This is a genomic window from Psychrobacter sp. SWN149 (assembly GCF_015864565.1).
In the GTDB taxonomy this organism is placed as follows: Bacteria; Pseudomonadota; Gammaproteobacteria; order Pseudomonadales; family Moraxellaceae; genus Psychrobacter.
Genome location: NZ_JADYWX010000004.1, coordinates 349,489 through 367,538 on the forward strand (window position 1 = coordinate 349,489; position 18,050 = coordinate 367,538).

14 protein-coding genes are annotated in these 18,050 nt (G+C 44.7%); 11 read left to right on the forward strand and 3 right to left on the reverse strand.

Annotated elements, in window-relative coordinates; translation table 11 throughout:
* Positions 1-40: 40 nt before the first annotated feature.
* The 5 genes from pqqB to I6E86_RS08735 are packed head-to-tail and all read left to right on the forward strand — an operon-like array spanning position 41 to position 4,266.
* Positions 41-952, forward strand: coding sequence for a pyrroloquinoline quinone biosynthesis protein PqqB (gene pqqB / locus I6E86_RS08715; protein WP_197177049.1), 912 nt, complete (start codon positions 41-43; stop codon positions 950-952).
* A 41-nt stretch (positions 953-993) separates the two neighbouring features.
* Complete coding sequence (pqqC, locus tag I6E86_RS08720; RefSeq protein ID WP_197177051.1) at positions 994-1,752, forward strand: pyrroloquinoline-quinone synthase PqqC; 759 nt, start codon at positions 994-996, stop codon at positions 1,750-1,752.
* Positions 1,749-2,045: a pyrroloquinoline quinone biosynthesis peptide chaperone PqqD gene (gene pqqD / locus I6E86_RS08725; protein WP_197177053.1), complete on the forward strand. Its 297-nt coding sequence runs from the start codon at positions 1,749-1,751 to the stop codon at positions 2,043-2,045. Before pqqC ends, pqqD begins: the two co-directional genes overlap by 4 nt.
* Positions 2,042-3,208 carry a pyrroloquinoline quinone biosynthesis protein PqqE gene (gene pqqE, locus I6E86_RS08730; RefSeq protein ID WP_197177055.1) on the forward strand — a complete coding sequence of 389 codons (1,167 nt, stop codon included), beginning with the start codon at positions 2,042-2,044 and terminating at the stop codon, positions 3,206-3,208. Before pqqD ends, pqqE begins: the two co-directional genes overlap by 4 nt.
* A gap of 2 nt (positions 3,209-3,210) precedes the next feature.
* Positions 3,211-4,266, forward strand: a complete 1,056-nt coding sequence (locus I6E86_RS08735; protein WP_197177058.1) for a dipeptidase — start codon at positions 3,211-3,213, stop codon at positions 4,264-4,266.
* A gap of 82 nt (positions 4,267-4,348) precedes the next feature.
* Here the strand turns inward: I6E86_RS08735 and I6E86_RS08740 are convergent, their stop codons facing one another.
* Positions 4,349-5,263, reverse strand: coding sequence for a LysR family transcriptional regulator (locus I6E86_RS08740; protein WP_197177059.1), 915 nt, complete (start codon positions 5,261-5,263; stop codon positions 4,349-4,351).
* Positions 5,264-5,438: 175 nt separating this feature from the next.
* Between I6E86_RS08740 and I6E86_RS08745 the strand changes: the two genes are divergently transcribed.
* Both I6E86_RS08745 and nfsB read left to right on the forward strand, forming a co-directional pair.
* Positions 5,439-6,413, forward strand: coding sequence for a hypothetical protein (locus I6E86_RS08745; RefSeq protein ID WP_197177061.1), 975 nt, complete (start codon positions 5,439-5,441; stop codon positions 6,411-6,413).
* A 268-nt stretch (positions 6,414-6,681) separates the two neighbouring features.
* A complete protein-coding gene (nfsB, locus tag I6E86_RS08750; RefSeq protein WP_197177063.1) occupies positions 6,682-7,338 on the forward strand; it encodes an oxygen-insensitive NAD(P)H nitroreductase in 657 nt (218 codons plus the stop codon).
* A gap of 392 nt (positions 7,339-7,730) precedes the next feature.
* Here the strand turns inward: nfsB and I6E86_RS08755 are convergent, their stop codons facing one another.
* Positions 7,731-8,501: an IclR family transcriptional regulator gene (locus tag I6E86_RS08755; protein WP_197177064.1), complete on the reverse strand. Its 771-nt coding sequence runs from the start codon at positions 8,499-8,501 to the stop codon at positions 7,731-7,733.
* 241 nt (positions 8,502-8,742) lie between these two features.
* Here I6E86_RS08755 and I6E86_RS08760 point away from each other — a divergent pair, with 241 nt between their 5' ends.
* The 4 genes from I6E86_RS08760 (at position 8,743) to I6E86_RS08775 (ending at position 16,032) form a co-directional block, all read left to right on the forward strand.
* A complete protein-coding gene (locus tag I6E86_RS08760) occupies positions 8,743-9,933 on the forward strand; it encodes an iron-containing alcohol dehydrogenase (protein ID WP_197177066.1) in 1,191 nt (396 codons plus the stop codon).
* 59 nt (positions 9,934-9,992) lie between these two features.
* Positions 9,993-11,483 carry a CoA-acylating methylmalonate-semialdehyde dehydrogenase gene (locus I6E86_RS08765; protein ID WP_197177067.1) on the forward strand — a complete coding sequence of 497 codons (1,491 nt, stop codon included), beginning with the start codon at positions 9,993-9,995 and terminating at the stop codon, positions 11,481-11,483.
* Positions 11,484-11,717: 234 nt separating this feature from the next.
* Positions 11,718-14,225, forward strand: a complete 2,508-nt coding sequence (locus tag I6E86_RS08770) for a CoA transferase (protein ID WP_197177069.1) — start codon at positions 11,718-11,720, stop codon at positions 14,223-14,225.
* Between the two features lie 160 nt (positions 14,226-14,385).
* Positions 14,386-16,032 carry a BCCT family transporter gene (locus I6E86_RS08775; RefSeq protein ID WP_197177071.1) on the forward strand — a complete coding sequence of 549 codons (1,647 nt, stop codon included), beginning with the start codon at positions 14,386-14,388 and terminating at the stop codon, positions 16,030-16,032.
* Between the two features lie 255 nt (positions 16,033-16,287).
* On the opposite strand, the gene dld is transcribed toward I6E86_RS08775, so the two are convergent.
* Entirely contained in the window at positions 16,288-18,039 is a 1,752-nt protein-coding gene (gene dld, locus I6E86_RS08780; RefSeq protein ID WP_197177073.1) for a D-lactate dehydrogenase, read from the reverse strand.
* Positions 18,040-18,050 lie beyond the last annotated feature (11 nt).

An 18,050-nucleotide genomic window follows, 5' to 3' on the forward strand; every position in this document is an offset into this window, starting at 1 on the left:
TAGATGACTAGGGCTTTTATTTTTTTGGAAATATTGATTTATGTATATTCACGTTTTAGGCTCAGCTGCTGGTGGTGGTTTTCCGCAGTGGAATTGCAATTGCGATAACTGCCACGGTGTGCGTCAAGGCACGATTCAGGCAAAGACCCGTACCCAATCTTCGATAGCCATATCAGAAAATGGTGTGGATTGGATCTTATTCAACGCGTCCCCTGATATTCGCCAACAGTTATTTGAATTTAAGGCAGCTCAACCAGCACGTAACTTAAGAGACACAGGTATCACGGATGTGGTGTTGATGGACAGTCAACTTGACCATACGACCGGCCTGTTGACCCTACGTGAAGGCTGTCCAATGCCTGTTTGGTGTACGGACATGGTGCATCAAGACCTCAGTACAGGTTTTCCACTGTTTAATATGTTAAAGCACTGGAATGGGGGTCTACAATATAATCAAATCGATCCAAAACAGAGCTTTCAAATTGACGGCTACAGCAATTTAGAGCTGACGCCTCTGGTGATTAGAAGCTCAGCACCGCCCTACTCCCCGCACCGTAATGATCCGCATGATGGCGATAATATTGCCCTGATTGTGAAAGATTTAAAAACACAAAAACAACTCTTTTATGCGCCAAGTTTGGGCAAAATTGATGATGACGTTATGCAGATCATGAAAAGCTCTGATTGCGTAATGATTGACGGTACGCTATGGACGGACAATGAGATGCAAGAGTGCGGTGTCGGTACAAAAACCGGCCAAGACATGGGGCATTTACATATTAGTGGTGAAGATGGCTCGTTGCATTATCTAGATCAGCTCGATAACGCTCGTAAGGTGCTGATCCATATCAATAACACCAATCCGATATTGAACGAACAATCTGAACAGGCTGCGACATTAAAACAACATGGTGTTGAAGTAGCATTTGATGGGATGCAGATTGAGCTTTAATACAAACGGTAAGGCAAAACAGCAATCGTAAGGTGAGAACAATGCAAGAAGAAAACACAGCGCTAAGCCCAGAAGCGTTTGAACAAGCGATTATGGCTAAAGGTCAGTACTATCATATTTACCATCCCTTTCATATCATGATGCATGAAGGCAAAGCGACCCAGCAGCAGATCCAAGCGTGGGTCGCCAACCGTTTTTATTATCAGATCAACATTCCATTGAAAGACGCGGCCATTATGGCAAATTGCCCTGATCAGCGCGTACGTCAAGAGTGGATTCAGCGCATGATTGATCAAGATGGCGTCTATCCTGATGGCGGTGGTCGTGAAGCATGGTTGGGTCTGGCAGAGGCAGTTGGTTTGACCCGTGAGCAAGTGATTTCTGAAGAGCTAGTGCTACCGGGTGTGCGTTTTGCCGTCGATGCTTATGTGAACTTTGCACGGCGTACCTCATGGCGAGAAGCTGCCAGTAGCTCGCTGACCGAGCTGTTTGCTCCGCAGATTCACCAGTCGCGTTTAGAGTCTTGGCCCAAGCATTATCCTTGGATTAAGGAAGAAGGTTATACCTATTTCCGCTCGCGCTTGAGTCAAGCGCGCCGCGATGTTGAGCATGGTCTGACTATAACACTCGACTCGTTTAAGACAGCCGAGCAACAAGAGCGAATGCTAGAGATATTGCAGTTTAAGCTCGATATCTTATGGACGATCTTGGATGCCTTGAGCTTGGCTTATGTGCATAATCAAGCTCCTTACCAAAGCGTTACCACTGACAATGTCTGGCATAAAGGATTGTTCAAATGAGTATACCTGCTAGTTTACCTGAGCTGGATCAATCCATCATACCAGTATGGCGTCACGGCTATCGCTTTCAATTTGAGCCAGCGCAAAACGCCTATGTCTTACTCTACCCTGAAGGTATGATCAAATTAAATGACAGTGCCAGCATCATCGGGCAACACATTGATGGTCAAGCAACCATCGCCGATATTATCAAAAAGGTACAAGCCATGTTTGGCGATATTCCCGAAATCGAGCAAGACATCATTGAATATATGCTGGTTGCCCAGCGTGAACATTGGATTGATTTAGTATGACTGCACCAGTCGGGCTACCGTTATGGCTACTTGCGGAGCTGACCTACCGTTGCCCATTACAATGCCCTTATTGCTCAAACCCCATTGATTATGCTCAGTATAAGCAGGAGCTAACGACGCAAGAATGGTTTGATGTGTTTGATCAGGCGCGGCAAATGGGCGCGGTGCAGCTTGGTTTTTCTGGCGGTGAACCACTGGTTCGTCAAGACCTAGAAGAACTGGTCGCTTATGCGCACAATCAAGGTTTTTATACTAACCTAATCACGTCAGGTATGGGATTGACTGAAGCTCGGATTGCGCGTTTAAAAGAAGCAGGTCTTCAGCATATTCAAATTAGCTTTCAAGCCAGTGATCCAACGGTCAACAATGCCTTAGCAGGCTCAAAGCATGCCTTTGAGCAAAAGTATGAGATGTCACGTCTGGTCAAACAGTACGATTACCCGATGGTACTTAACTTTGTCATTCATCGGCAAAACATCGATCAGATTGACCAGATTATTGAGCTGTGCTTAGAGCTGGAAGCCGACACGGTCGAGCTGGCTATTTGTCAGTTTTATGGCTGGGCGTTTGAAAATATAGAGGGTTTGCTACCAACCAAAGCGCAAGTGGTTCGAGCCGAACGCATTACCAATGAATACCGTAAGCAGATTGAAGAACGTGGTATCAAGTGCAAACTTATTTTTGTGGTGCCTGATTATTACGAAGAACGCCCGAAACCCTGTATGGATGGTTGGGGCAAGATTTTCTTAACAGTAGCACCAGACGGTACAGCCCTACCTTGCCATGCTGCCAGACAAATGCCAATACAGTTCCCCAATGTACGAGAGACACCACTGTCAGATATTTGGTATGAGTCTGCGAGCTTCAATCAGTTTCGCGGTGATGATTGGATGCCCGATATGTGCCAAAGCTGCCCAGATAAAGAGCGCGATTATGGCGGCTGCCGTTGCCAAGCCTTTATGCTGACGGGCGATGCCAAAAATGCTGATCCTGTGTGTGGCAAATCGCCTTATCACTACCTGATTGAGGAGGCACGTATCAATAGCGAGACGCCTGTACCTTTTGAGGAATTGCGCTTTCGCAATCCTAAAAACTCTAAGCGGCTAAGTAACAAGCAGTTGAATGAAGAACAACTGATACCTACTCGTACGGTCACGGATTAAATATGAATGCTAATACTAAGCCTGTGATATTTGATGGACATAATGATCTGTTGACTCGCCTTTGGCTGAGTTCGGCTGCCGATCCGGTACATGATTTTATTTATGGCACGTTACCGGGACATTTGGATTTACAACGTTGCCGAAAAGCGAATTGGATGGGCGGACTATTTTCTATTTTTTTACCGCCCTACGCTTATGTGAAAAACAACCATCCTGACAAATTAGCCAATCCCTCACATTCAGATTTTACTCCACAAGAAATCGTCGATATTTGCTGCGCGCAATTGAAACTAGCCCAGCAACTAGAGGCAAGATCTGACGGTCAGATTCAGATTTGCACCTCGTTAGAACAAATTCAGGCCTGTCAGCAGAATCAACAATTAGCTATCGTTTTGCATTTGGAAGGTGCTGAGTTTTTGGCTATCAAGCCTGAACTGCTAGATGTGTTTTATGATGCAGGCCTCAGAAGCATTGGCCCACTATGGAATAGAAAAAGCCTCTTCGGTGATGGCTTGAATGCCTCCTTTCCGCACTCTCCAGATACAGGATCTGGTCTTACCGCTCAGGGCAAAGCGCTTGTTTTGGCCTGTCATGACAAGCAGATGCTGATCGATGTGTCGCATATGAATGAACGCGCTTTCTGGGATACGTTAGAGATTATTAATCAGCCCATTATCGCGACACATTCAAATGCACATACTCTCTGTCAGCAAGCACGGAACTTGACCGATCAACAGCTGGCTGCTATTAAACAAAGCAATGGCTTGGTTGGGGTGAATTTCGATGTGGCGTTCCTTCGTGCAGATGGGCAACGTAATACGCAAACTTCGCTTGATGTGATTGTCGACCATCTCGATTATCTGATCGACCATCTAGGTGAAGATCACGTTGGGTTTGGCTCTGATTTCGATGGTTGCCTACTACCTGATGAGTTATCTGATATCAGTCAAATCTCTATGCTGATTGAGCGGATGCAACAACGTCACTTCTCAAATCAACTTATTGAAAAGGTAACGTCAAAAAACTGGTTTACGGTGCTTGATAAAATATGGCAATAGTCATAATACTCATCAAGCAATTACTGTCTAGGGATTGCTGTTTTGCTCGTCTGATTAAACAGGGTAATCATTGGTTCTCGTTTTACCTTAATACCTGCTCTACCCGTTCAATCAAGTATTCTTTGACCGCATTAAACAATGGATCGATCAAGCGCCGTTCTGGGCAAATCAAATACAGCGGATAGTTGGCCACTTGCCAGCCGTCCAACTCCACCTCGACCAGTCTCCCTGCCTTTAAATCGCCGGCTATATCTAACTGAGACTTTAATGCGATGCCTTTGCCCGCCACTGCCCAGCGGCGTACAACGTCACCGTCTTTACTTCTGCGATTGCCATCCACTGCCACACGTTTAGTCTTTCCCGCTTTCTCAAAAGTCCACTCACTCAAATATTTTTCATCATGACCCAAACGTAAGCAATTATGCTGCGACAAATCTTCCGGCATTTTTGGGATACCGATATCCTTATCAATCTTGTTCAAATATTCCTTTGACGCACACAGTATAGGTCGATTATTCAGTACAATAGGTAGTGCGACCAGTGATGAATCTTTGGGTGCGCCATAACGTAGTGCCAAATCAATCTGCTGACCGTACAAGTCCACATAGCTGTCTGACATATGTAGCTGCACCGTCACTTTTGGGTGAATGTCTATAAAATCGTCCAACCAAGGCAAAATTAGGTTTCGTCCCAAATCTGATGATGCCGACAGCCGAATTGTACCCGTCAGCTCAGCATCATTGTCATGTAATCCTGCATAAGCGTTGTCTAAAATAGCCACCGCATCTCGGCAATGCTTTAAATATTGCTCACCCTTGCTAGTTAAACGCAGCCTACGAGTAGAGCGAACAAACAATACCGTCTCAATTTCCGCTTCTAATCGCTTGACCGCTGCACTCACAACTGCAGGCGACAGATCTAAGTGCCGAGCACAGGCAGATAAGCTGCCTAAGCGAGCGGTCTCAATAAAAATACGTAAATCCTGCAAATTTTTCATCGTCATGCCTTCGTTCAATTAGCGTCTAACTTAGCAACCACCATCGCTTGCTGCTGCTAGCCTCATTATTATATAAAAATTATTGAAACTGTTTCTCTAAACCTACTGATTATCAAAATCATTAATTATAGTAGCATGCACCTATAAGGTTTACTCACACATTTGGAGATACACGATGGATACTATAATACGGCCTACGAACACACAGGATACTCAACACCATAGCCACCATGATAGAGATAATCAACAGAGCGCACTACAGCAAGCACGCAACTTACCACTACCTTCAAAATCATACATGCTTAGACGTGCACCATCGGTAGAGCATTTTTGGCATCAAAACAGCCAGCTACTAGAGCATGCATGGGCAGAATGGGAAACCACTGAGCATGACTTGCCTGTACTTGATGATTCATTATTTGATCCAACTCTACGTAAGGCAGTGGCGCAAGCGTGGCGCGCTCCTTCTACAGAGATGGCTGTTAAAAACTTATGGCAAGAGATACTACCTGACGTATATCAAGGGCAACTCTTTGACCCAGCACAACTATCAACGCTGCGCCGTTATTTGCAAGCAATCGCAGATGCTAACATTCCCATACGTCCTCCCTATGGTATCGCCTTGAACAGTAATGGGGCCATGCTAGATGCGCGCTCGCTAGGCTATCTGGCCACCCCTAATTTTCAGGCGTTTTATCATAAAGTCATGAATCAATATATGCGCCCTATCGCTCGGTTATTATTTGCCAATATTTATGGCTATGACACTCAGACCTTTGGGTTCTCGATTCAATACCAGCCGACAGGCGACACATCGCTACAACTTCATACTGATGCTTCAACGGTGACTATGAATATTAACCTAAATTTGCCAAGCGAAGACTTTACTGGATCAGAAGTTGACTTTGTCGATCGCCATTTAGGGCAAACCAGACGTGCCATCTTTAAACCTGGCATGGCGATTATTCACAGAGGCTCAGTGCCTCACGCCGCACATCCAATCACCAGTGGCAAACGTACCAATATGGTGCTTTGGCTGTATGGCGATAATATGCAAGTACCACGAGGAGTTGGGCTTAATAGTCATATTGATGCCAATCAGCGTTGGACTGCTACGCACAGTCAGCCTGATAATTTCGCGCCGTTTTAAGATCAGTGTATACGTTTAATGGATTTATCAATTGATAAATAACCTTTAGACAGATTAAAAACGCTATATTCTCAAAATAATATTGAAAGTGTTTTCTCTTGTAGCTAGTGGTTCTAATGTATGAACTTTACTATTATGAGTCATCACTAGGACGGACTAATCAGTTAACTTAACCATGAACGATAAAGATTGAGTAGCACCGTTTGTTAAATCCGTTTGTATGACCAGCTGACTAAAAAACTGAAACATACTTTACTTAAGGACAATCATGAAAACCATTAATGAAGCACTAAACTGGCGTTACAGTACCAAAGTATTTGATGCCAATAAAAAGATATCTGCTGAAGATTTTGAGCAGATCAAAGACATGCTACAAATGAGTCCGTCAAGCACCAATATTCAACCATGGAGCTTTGTCATTGCAGATGATGACGCAGGCAAAGCACGCATTGCCAAAAGCACGCAAGGTGCCTTTCATTTTAATACACCTAAAGTCCTAGATGCCTCACACGTGGTGGTTTTCTGTACTCGTATTCATGCCGACGATGAATACATGCAGGCGGTGTTAGAAAAAGAAGATCAAGATGGTCGCTATGCGCAGCCAGAATTCAAAGCACAGATGCATCAAGGTCGCCAATTGTTCTTAGATATGCATCGATTCGATACCAAAGATGAGCCACATTGGCTTGCCAAACAGGTATATCTCAACATGGGCGGGGTACTATTGGGCAGCGCGCTTTTGGGTATTGATACCGTACCTATGGAAGGGGTTGATTTACAGGCGCTTGATACGGAGTTCGACTTACGTAGCAAAGGATATTCTGCTGTGGCAGTGGTATCGTTTGGCTACCGCAGCGATGATGACTTTAATGCCAAAATACCTAAATCGCGCTTGAGTGAAGAGACTATTTTTATTAAGGCTTAGTTATTGCCAAAAGTAAGCATAAACATTATAAGCCAATACGTTTTTCATCGTTTGACTATCTATAAACCGAGTACTATCAAACGGCTAATAAGTATAATTTTAGAATGAATTGATATAGTCGGTTCAATATAATTTGGATACAAGGAAGCCGAGTGAAAGTACTACAAGTAGTAGACTGAACGAGACTGACACCGTACCCAATTTATAGAGGATTGACTATAGTAGCGGCAAAAAGGTTGCTAGGACTATATAATATAGTGCTAGCAACCTTTTTTATTCTCTATCTCTATTAGCTGATGTTATCAGTTTCAGCGCCAACTTAGTGCTTTATAGTAGCCCACTACCGATAGCTCACCGCTGATCGTCCATTAACCTATTTTGCTCACACTTCTCTATTCATGGTTTTGATTGAAAATAACTGACAGCTCATTTGCCGCCTCTTGCATAAGAGGCACATAGCTGAGCAGCTCCTCTAGACTTTTTCTTACGGTCGGCCCATGGGTAAACACCGTCGCAAATGCCTGTTGATCCCCATTAGGAATCATGACCGCACACGCGACCATTCCTGGAATAAACTCCTCATTATCCACGCCTACTCCCGTCTCACGCGTTGCAGTTATCGTTTGCATCAGTTGCTTTTTATCGGTCTGAGTTTTGGTCGTTAGTGCGTGTAACGACATTTTCTCAACGATGCGTGTACATTTCTCATCCGATAGCTGCGATAACAATAATTTACCACTGGCACTGGCCCAAACAGGCACATGCGTGCCCGAAGGCAGAAATATTTGTAGCGGCCAATCCGACATAACGCGATCGATATAAACCACATCTAAGTCTTGTAAAATCGAAATACCCACCGTCTCCCCTATTTGCGCTGACAGCTCGTTCAGTATCGCTAGCCTTTCATTTTTAAAGTCACTGTTTTGCAATAAGTTCATGGCAAGCTTATAGGTGCGCTTACCACAGGTTACCTTCCCTGGCAAATCTAACTGTACAAACCCAAGACCCTGCAATTGATCCAGTAGCCGATACATACTCGGCACTGGCACATCCAATGTTTCTGCTAAATCGCTAACACTCATTGGCCGTTGCGAGCTGGCCAGCACCTCTACTATCTGTAAGACACGCTCAACGCTTGAGCCCTTCTTTTTAGTATTACTCATTGTTTGGTTTAAACCTCTGGCTGACTCGCAGCAAATAAATTTATTTATTATAACGATAAAATTTACGCTTTTGCGTCTTGCTATTACAAAAACATTCTGTTAACTTTCACATATCGATAAGATATTTATCGTTATGTGAATTTTATATCTAAGCGCTATACACTTTTGTGAATAGTTCGTACGACGATTGAGCTGCCTACTATGCTTATATCTGAAGTCATTAATTCAAGGATGAATCACCATGTCACACAGTATCCTGCTCCCAAGAACGATGGAAATTGGACGCGATGCCTGCCAAAAGCTGCCAGCAATATTGACCAGCTTAGGGGTAAAAAAACCCCTTATTATCACTGACGAGATGATGGTTAAACTCGGCTATGTCGATAACATTCAAACCATTTTGAAAGCAGCACAAATCAATGCCGATGTGTTTTCAGAGACGGTGCCAGAGCCTACTGAAAGCTCTATTGAGGCTGGCGTGTCTCAAGTAAAAGCACAAGATTATGATGGTCTGATTGCCTTAGGTGGCGGAAGCCCTATCGATAGTGCAAAGGCCATTGCTATTCTAGGAAAGTTTGGCGGCGTGATTCGTGATTATAAGTTTCCTCGTCAAGTGGATGAAGCCGGTTTGCCTATTATTGCCATACCGACGACGGCAGGCACAGGATCAGAAGTGACACGCTTTACCATCATTACTGATGAGGCTAATAACGAAAAGCTGCTGTGCGTGGGTATGGGGTTTATGCCCGTCGCAGCCATTATCGATTATAGCCTCACGCTCAGCGTACCGCCTCGTACTACCGCAGATACGGGGATAGATGCGATGACCCATGCTATCGAAGCCTATATCAGCCCCAAACGTAATGCCTATAGCGACCAACAGGCGCTCGCCGCCTTACGCCTCATTGGACCCAATATCCAAACGGCTTATCACGATGGCAAAGATGAAACCGCCCGTGAAGCAATGATGCTGGGCTCTACTTTAGCAGGTATTGCGTTCTGTAATTCTTCAGTGGCGCTGGTACATGGCATGAGTCGTCCGATTGGTGCCTTTTTCCATGTGCCACATGGCCTATCGAACGCGATGCTATTGCCAACTATTACAGAGTTCGGCATCTCTAGTGCGCCTGACCGTTATGCGGACTGCGCGCGTGCCTTAGGAATAGCGGATCATAGTGAGACAGATGATCAGGCCAACGTCAGTTTGGTCAATTATCTAAAAAGCTTAAATGATGAGCTTCACGTGCCCACATTGGCACAGTTTGGTGTGCAAAAAGCAGATTTTGATGCACTAATAAACACGATGTGTGAGCAAGCATTTGCATCAGGTTCACCCAACAACAACCCTCGAATACCTACGCTAGAAGAAATGGTTCAACTTTATACCTTGCTATGGAATGACAACACTGTTGCTGAGCGTTCAGTCAGTTAAAACAGTCATCATTTACGATTAACCCACTAATTATTCACACGTTTAAAGGAATTAAACCTATGCAAACGATCGGACATTTTATCAACGGCAGCTTGTCAAATAATGACAGCCAAACTCAAGATGTTTACAACCCATCAACCGGTGAAGTCAGCAAGCAAGTCGCTTTGGGTGGTGAAAAAACAATCGGCGAAGCAGTCGCTGCGGCTAAAGCGGCTTTCCCAGCATGGAGCAAAACCTCGCCACTAAAACGCGCGCGCGTCATGTTCAAATTCAAAGAGTTGTTAGAGCAAAATGCGGATGAAATCTGCAGACTGGTTGGCGAAGAACACGGAAAAATCGTACATGATGCGGCAGGCGAGCTACAGCGCGGTATTGAAAACGTCGAATATGCATGCGGCGCACCTGAACTGCTCAAAGGCGAGCACAGCCGCAATGTGAGTACTGATATAGACTCTTGGAGTGAGTTTCATCCACTAGGCGTCGTCGCTGGTATCACACCCTTCAACTTCCCTGTGATGGTGCCATTGTGGATGTTCCCGATGGCCATCGTGTGTGGTAATACCTTTGTACTAAAACCGTCTGAGCGTGACCCAAGTGCTACACTTTTCATCGCGCAGCTTTTACAGCAAGCGGGCCTACCAGATGGTGTCATCAACGTCGTAAATGGTGGCAAAGAAGCCGTTGATGCTATTTTGCATCACCCAGATGTTAAAGCCGTTAGCTTTGTCGGCTCGACCCCTATCGCTGAATACATCTATACCACAGCCGCTGCACAAGGCAAACGTTGCCAAGCATTAGGCGGTGCAAAAAACCACGCGATTGTCATGCCAGATGCGGACCTAGACAACGTTGTAACCTCACTATTGGGTGCTGCTTTTGGCTCATCAGGAGAGCGTTGTATGGCGCTATCTGTTGCTGTTGCCGTCGGTGATGAAACGGCTGACAAGATGATTGCGGCTCTACAGCCTGCTATTAAAGAGCTAAAACTGGGGCTTCATTCAGATAAAAGCAACGACTTTGGCCCTGTCATTACAGCGGCACACAAATCTAAGATTTTAGATTATATAAAAAGTGCTGCCGAGCAAGGTGCTGAGCTCATCATCGATGGCTCTGATGCTGCACCAGAAGGCAATGAAAATGGATTTTTTGTAGGTCCTACTCTGATTGATCATGTCACTAAAGAGATGCACAGCTACGAGGCAGAGATTTTCGGTCCCGTGTTACAGGTGATGCGTGTACAGACCATGGCCGAGGCAGTGCAACTCATAAACGACCATGAATATGGTAACGGCACCTGTATTTATACGAGAGATGGAGAAGCGGCGCGTTACTTTATTGACAATATTCAAGTCGGTATGGTTGGTGTCAATATTCCACTACCAGTACCTGTCGCGTCTCAAAGCTTTGGTGGCTGGAAACGTTCATTATTTGGTGACTTGGCCATGTACGGACCAGACGGCGTGAGATTCTTCACTCGTCGTAAGACCATTACGCAGCGCTGGCCTAGTGCGGCATTGAGAGAAGAAAAACAGTTCTCTATGCCAACTTAATAGCACTGCCTTGTCAAGGCGCTAGCCTTTAAGAACACTACAGTATAAAGGCGCTACATTATAAAGCCCTTACCTTTTAAGCGCACTGCATAATCAGTGCGCTTAAAAGCAGTCGTTTGTATTCAAAAAATGCTGCTTGCTTCTGACTCTCTCCATTAATGGACGACCGGCAAGTGCTCTGACTGAATTCTAATTTTTCATAGTCGTACCATAAAATTCTAAGGATAGATAACTATGCGAGAAACTTTTGAATTGCCATTACTGGGTGTCAAAGTCATCGATTTTGGTCAATATATTGCTGGTCCCGCTGTCGGTATGATGCTTGGCGACTTAGGCGCAACCGTGGTTCATATAGATCCGCCATCAGGCCCAAAGTGGCACAGTCCAGCCAATGCGGTATTGAATCGCAATAAATTGATGTTAACACTCGATCTTAAGACGGATGAAGGCTTGGCGCAAGCTAGGCAATTAATTCTAGAAAGTGACATCGTTATCGAAGGCTTTCGCCCTGGAAAAATGGCAGAAATGGGATTAGATTTGGTCGCGCTACGAAAAGAGCGGCCGCAGCTGATCACGCTGTCAATCCCTGGATTTGCATCAAATGACGAAAATCGCCGTGAGTTACGCGCCTATGAAAGCATTGTGGCAGCGAGCTCGGGCGTGTTTACTGACATGGGTTTAAACCGTGTACTTATGGGCATCAACCCCTCGTTTTCACCCCTACCACTGCCCTCTGCTTATGGCGCCATGCTGGCAGGCTCTTCCGTTGTTTTTGCACTACAAGCACGTGAAAACACGGGGCTTGGCGATGCTATTGAAGTTCCACTTGCTGCGGCTGTGATGGAAGGTCTTTGTTACAACTCAATCGATATCGAAAACCTACCTGAACGCTATTTGACCCAACGCGAAGTTGAGATTCAACGTCGCCGCGTTGAAGGTATTCCCATGAATATGGACTACGAGTCATTGCAAGAACTGCTAGATCCTTTTTACCGCAGTTACATGTGTAAAGACGGCCGTATGTTTTACGTGGTATGCCCTAGCCATAAACATCACGCCAAGCGTTGTTTGCAAGTACTCGGGTTATACGACGAATTACTTGAGGAAGGATTGACTGAGGAGGAAGACACTTATTTGCCTTCTAGTCAGTGGACATCTGATACATCGCTTGGGGTTTATCCCATGCCAAAACATTGGGCAGATCGTATTGCCGAAAAAATGAAAGTGGCGTTTTTATTACGTACGTCAAAAGAGTGGCAGAAGATTTTTGGGAAACGCGGCATACCTGGTGCACCGCAGCGTTGGCTACAAGAGTGGATTCATGATGATCATGCAGAAACAACAGGACTCATGATTGAAGTTGATGATCCCACTTATGGCAAGATGATTCAACCAGGACCAATTGTATGGTTAGAAGAATGTGGCGAGTTGATGTTACAACCGAAAGCACCGCAGCCTATCGACTTTGAGGGTGCATTGAAAAAATTAAAGGCAATCAAAACCAAGTTGCCTTCAATCAATAATGTCGATGAAAAAAGCGGTTGGTTAGACGGTATTAAAGTACTTGATCTTTGCAACGTCATTGCAGGCCCGCATTCGGCCTGTTATTTGGCGCGTTTTGGTGCAGAAGTTATCAAGCTTGATTCTGCCTCTCCATTATACGACAGCTGGAATACTGTCATTTATGGTATGTCTCAAATGGTCGGCAAACGCTCCATACTTGCTGATATTAGCAAGGGCACAGGACGAGAAGTGTTCGAGAAGTTGGTTCGTTCCGTTGACGTTATTGTTTGGAATGCAACAGACACACAAATCAAAAAAATGGGCTTGGATACTGAAGGCTTAAAAGCCTTAAATCCTGACGCTATATTCTGTAAGCTTGATTGTTTTAGCGGCGTCCGTAAGGGTCCGAGTAGTGATTTCATAGGCTATGACGATGTGGTACAGGCATCTACCGGCATCATGTTGCGATGCGGCGGTGCTATGGATACTCCTGAAGAGCACGCACACGTTGGTACTATTGATGTCATGTGCGGCTTTGGCGGCGCCATGAGTATTGGTGTGGCGCTCTATCAAAAATATCGTACAGGCCGCATTGGACGTGGTCGTACTTCATTGGTCGCCAATAGCGCCCTACTACAAATCCCCTATTGTTATGATTTTGAAAAACGCGGGTTATTCAATGAGCCATCAGGTCGAGAAACCAACGGCCATGATGAATTGACGCGCTTTTACTATACCTCTTCAGGGAACTACTTGTTATTAAACGCGTATGAAATTGATGTAAAAAACTTCGAAAACGTTGAAGACTTACAAGGTTTCAGTGAGCTGGATAAAACTGAACGTGCGGCATTCTTGTCTAATATTTTTCAAAAAGCGCCTGCTCATGACTGGGTAGAACGTCTGCAAGCTGCCGATATTGCGGCTGTCGTCTGTGCGGATATCAATGCATTACGTGCTGAATACAGCCGCACAGCAGATGGCACACCAGGTACTGACAATGGTAGTTATTCGTTTTCAATTTATGAAGATCATCCAAGTGGCCATATAGTGACGCAGCTAGATCCCTATGCTATTCGTCCATCGAACAGCATCGTGTACGCACTGCCTCGACCTGAAAAATTTGGACAATCCACCCGTCAGATCATGCTAGAACTTGGCTATAGCGAGACAGACATTGATGCCAGTATTGCCAGTGGCGATTTGAGTGATAGTTGGAGTCAAGAGTTTTTACCAAGTTAAATGAGGCAGTGTCATCAGTTGGAGTACCCTGCTAACCATGATGCAAGTTGGTTGGTATCTGGCTGATGACACACCCTAAATGATAGGAATTAAGCTGCTCAAAGGACAGTGCAGCTTGATGCTCATTTAAACAAGAAAAAAACCATCTAAAGGATTAGATATGAAAAACAGCAGCAGAAAACCTTTAACCAAATTGCCGATTAAAGTAGCCACAAAAGGCTTTTATGAAGGGTTTAATAAAGACGTTACGATTACCGCTAAAATCTTACTGGGTCTGCTCATTGTTTGGGCTGTCATCTTTCCTGATAATTCAACGACTATCTTAGGGTCGCTCAATACCTTCTTACTCAATCACTTTTCGACATGGTATATCTTATGTGTCGCCTTTTTCTTAATTTTAGCGTTGATTCTGGCCGTTGTGCCGCGCTATGGGAGATTGATTTTAGGGGACACAGGGGATAAACCTGAGTTCTCCAACTTTTCATGGTTTTCGATGATTTTCGGCGCAGGTATCGGTGTTGGTATGTTGACTTTTGCGACCGCAGAGCCGATGTATCACTTTGCCAATAACCCTGAAGTCATCCAAGGGTTGGCAACAGCCTCTGGTGCCGACAATGTACGCTATGCCTATAAATGGGCCTTTCTACATTGGGGATTCAGCGCATGGATTTGTTATTCCTTAGTCGGATTATCGATGGCCTATTTTTCGTTTCGACGTAAACTACCGCTAACTATTCGCTCGGGTCTTGCGCCATTATTCGGCCAAAAACTATCCGGTAAGCTCGGTAATACCATTGACATCGTTGCCGTTATTGCAACTATCTTGGGCGTGGCCCAAACATTAGGGTTTGGGGTTGAGCAATTCGTTTCTAGTATGTACCGCGTTGGTTTGGGCGAATGGTTGATGAATGCCGATGGCACATCGTCAACGGCAGCCATTATCGTTGCACTGGTCGTTATCGTTGGTATAGCAACCCTATCTGCGCTTTCTGGGCTAGGTAAAGGGGTGAAATGGCTCTCTAACATAAACATGGGGTTAAGTCTTATTCTGTTTGCCTTTTTCTTAATATTCGGTTCGACCTTCTTTGGTTTACAATCTTTTTTCTTAGGTGTGTTTGACTATGTCGTCGCACTTCCTGAGCTGCTATTTACGGTTTGGCAGCCAGATGGTACGGTGGTCGGTGACACACTTGCTACATGGCAAAAAGACTGGTCTGTGTTTTATTGGGCATGGTGGATTGCTTTTGGTCCTTTTGTTGGTGTTTTCTTTGCTCGCATTTCACGTGGTCGTAGTATTCGGACTTATTTATTCGGTACCGTTATCCTACCTGCTCTGATGTGTTTTATTTGGTTTTCAATGGTGGGTGGAACCGCGATTGACTTAACGCTAGGTGGAACCAACGCCATCTCAAGCGTAGGTCAAGAATCTCAATTATTGGCAATGCTTGATGTGATGCTGTCGCCAGGTTTTGCTTGGATAATGGCAATTTTAGTTCTGGTCTTACTATTGACCTATTTAGTCACGACTTTAGATTCGGCAATTTTAGTTATCAACACCATCAATTCAGGTGGTAACGAGGGTCCAAAAGGCCGCCCACATATTATCTTTTGGGGCGTAATACTAGCCTTGGTTGTTGGCGTACTGCTGATAAGCGGAGGACTGGGTGCGATTAAAACGGCGATGGTTATTGGTGCCTTGCCCTTTAGTTTTGTGATGGTACTCATGGGAATATCACTGGTCAAAGCCATTCTTTATGATACTAGTCCGGATAGGCTAGAGACGATAAAACCGGTTGACGAACCATAATTTAGATATACATACTTAGGAACATGCTAATTACACGCACCAAGAAGATACAGCAAGCGCAACGCTAAATGATAGAGTGCTCGATTAGCGTCCGCTAAAAGCCAATTGAGCACGCTTGGTGTGTTGTGAGATTTATATTCAATCGCTTGTATTCCAATATCAAATACCTGTCTAAAGCTACAGCCTTTAGGCAGGTATTCTCCGATCAAGCCCTTGGGGCGTGTCGTCAATTAGCACATGAATACATTTAGTGGCCTATAAACAGCACGAGCAATTACGTTTGGTTTTCGACATTTTACCAATACCCGGATTAAAGGTGTTGGTTGGGTCTAGACTTTTATAAAAGTTCTGTAAATCAGGTTCTGCTTCGTATAGATGCCCTACATTATGCTCAGCAGGATATTTTGCCCCGCGGGCGCTCAGCAGTTCTAACATCATCTTTTTAACAAGATGTGCATCACTGCCCTTCTTCAAAATATAATCTTGATGAAACACATAGCAAAAGAAGTGTCCGTAATAGAGTTTCTTTTCCAAATGTTGTTCAATTTCTTCAGGTAGGGTTTCAAGCCATTCTAATTCGTTACGTGGTATGGCAATATCTAATGCCAATATCTCACCGACTTCTTTTTCATGCATGACTTCATAGCGTAATGCGGCACCAGCTGCGGCAAAACGATTTAAAAGCGCGCTTTCTGACTCTTCCTGACTACATTCAAAATAGTTACCTGTGTCTGAAGCAGCAAAGAAAGTCTTCAGAAAGTCTTTAGCCTCTGCTATACCCTCATCACTCATTTTTATGATGAGATGATGTTCATATTGATCGCGATACTCCATCATGCGCTTCGGTAAATGCTTTGGAAATATATTGGCGATGAACTGCATAACCTTGTCAGTGAAATGCTTTGGCATCCATGACCATTTATGGAACTTTGCGTCCATAGCGCCTTTGATAGAAAACAATCTAGGTAAGGCATTTGTACCGAGATGCTTAATACTTAGGAACGTATCCTTGCCATATTTAGCAGATACATCAAATATATCACGATGCATATACTCGCCAACTTCAGGAATATTTTCAAAGTTTGATAGTATCTGCCGTCGCAACTGTGCCAGCTCACTCACACTATTGGTACCTATATAAAAGGTTTTCTCTTTTGCCGCTATTGGATAAGTGTCAAGACGTACTGCAAACACGGCAAGCTTGCCAGCGCAGCCACTGGCTTCATACAGTCTTCGCTTATCCGCATTGAATCGGCTTGGCGTGCTTGCATCAACATCTTTTACTCTAGCGATGTATTCTTTGTCAGATGCGAGCTTGCCAGTGTTAGGTAGTTCTCTTTTATCAAAATTACCTGTTTGTAAATTAGTGAGTATTTCTTCTGGAGTGTCGCCCAACTCTACGTCTAGATGATTAACCAATACTAGCTGACCATGTTGGTTTATTTGGGCAAACAGTGCAAGCTCGGTATAGGCAGGGCCTCTTTTAACCAACGCACCACCGGAGTTGTTAGAAATACCACCAATAATAGACGCGCCCAATGTCGATGACCCGATGACGGAGTGAGGCGCCCTATTTACGGTATTAAGCTGACTTTGCAACTGATGTAATGTCGCCCCAGGCAAGCTAATCACTTGCTCGTTGTCATTCACCAAATACAACTGGTTCATTGCAAGGGTGTTGATTACAACCACCGGTCTATCGTAGTCATTACCGCTCGGGGTTGAGCCTTCCGTCAGTCCTGTTTTTGCCGCTTGCATGATAATGATGCAGTCGCCTTCAACGCACACCTCTAGGCTGCGCCAAATCTCCAGCAGAGTTTGCGGAAACAAAACAGCCAAAGCATTACCGCCACCAGAGCGCCACCCCATTCTATAGTGTTCGTTTTTCTCTGGATCAGCCTGTACATTACTGGCCCCCAATAAATGCGTTAGCTTCTCTAACACTAGATCAGGACGGAGTATGTCTGGATACGTTATATTTGATGAGAAAAGGTTTGATGAAGCCATATGATGCTCCT

Coding starts and splice junctions, on each gene's coding strand:
- pqqB (WP_197177049.1), top strand. CDS start 41: ATGTATATTCACGTTTTAGGCTCAGCTGCTGGTGGTGGTTTTCCGCAG.
- pqqC (WP_197177051.1), top strand. CDS start 994: ATGCAAGAAGAAAACACAGCGCTAAGCCCAGAAGCGTTTGAACAAGCG.
- pqqD (WP_197177053.1), top strand. CDS start 1,749: ATGAGTATACCTGCTAGTTTACCTGAGCTGGATCAATCCATCATACCA.
- pqqE (WP_197177055.1), top strand. CDS start 2,042: ATGACTGCACCAGTCGGGCTACCGTTATGGCTACTTGCGGAGCTGACC.
- I6E86_RS08735 (WP_197177058.1), top strand. CDS start 3,211: ATGAATGCTAATACTAAGCCTGTGATATTTGATGGACATAATGATCTG.
- I6E86_RS08740 (WP_197177059.1), bottom strand. CDS start 5,263: ATGAAAAATTTGCAGGATTTACGTATTTTTATTGAGACCGCTCGCTTA.
- I6E86_RS08745 (WP_197177061.1), top strand. CDS start 5,439: ATGGATACTATAATACGGCCTACGAACACACAGGATACTCAACACCAT.
- nfsB (WP_197177063.1), top strand. CDS start 6,682: ATGAAAACCATTAATGAAGCACTAAACTGGCGTTACAGTACCAAAGTA.
- I6E86_RS08755 (WP_197177064.1), bottom strand. CDS start 8,501: ATGAGTAATACTAAAAAGAAGGGCTCAAGCGTTGAGCGTGTCTTACAG.
- I6E86_RS08760 (WP_197177066.1), top strand. CDS start 8,743: ATGTCACACAGTATCCTGCTCCCAAGAACGATGGAAATTGGACGCGAT.
- I6E86_RS08765 (WP_197177067.1), top strand. CDS start 9,993: ATGCAAACGATCGGACATTTTATCAACGGCAGCTTGTCAAATAATGAC.
- I6E86_RS08770 (WP_197177069.1), top strand. CDS start 11,718: ATGCGAGAAACTTTTGAATTGCCATTACTGGGTGTCAAAGTCATCGAT.
- I6E86_RS08775 (WP_197177071.1), top strand. CDS start 14,386: ATGAAAAACAGCAGCAGAAAACCTTTAACCAAATTGCCGATTAAAGTA.
- dld (WP_197177073.1), bottom strand. CDS start 18,039: ATGGCTTCATCAAACCTTTTCTCATCAAATATAACGTATCCAGACATA.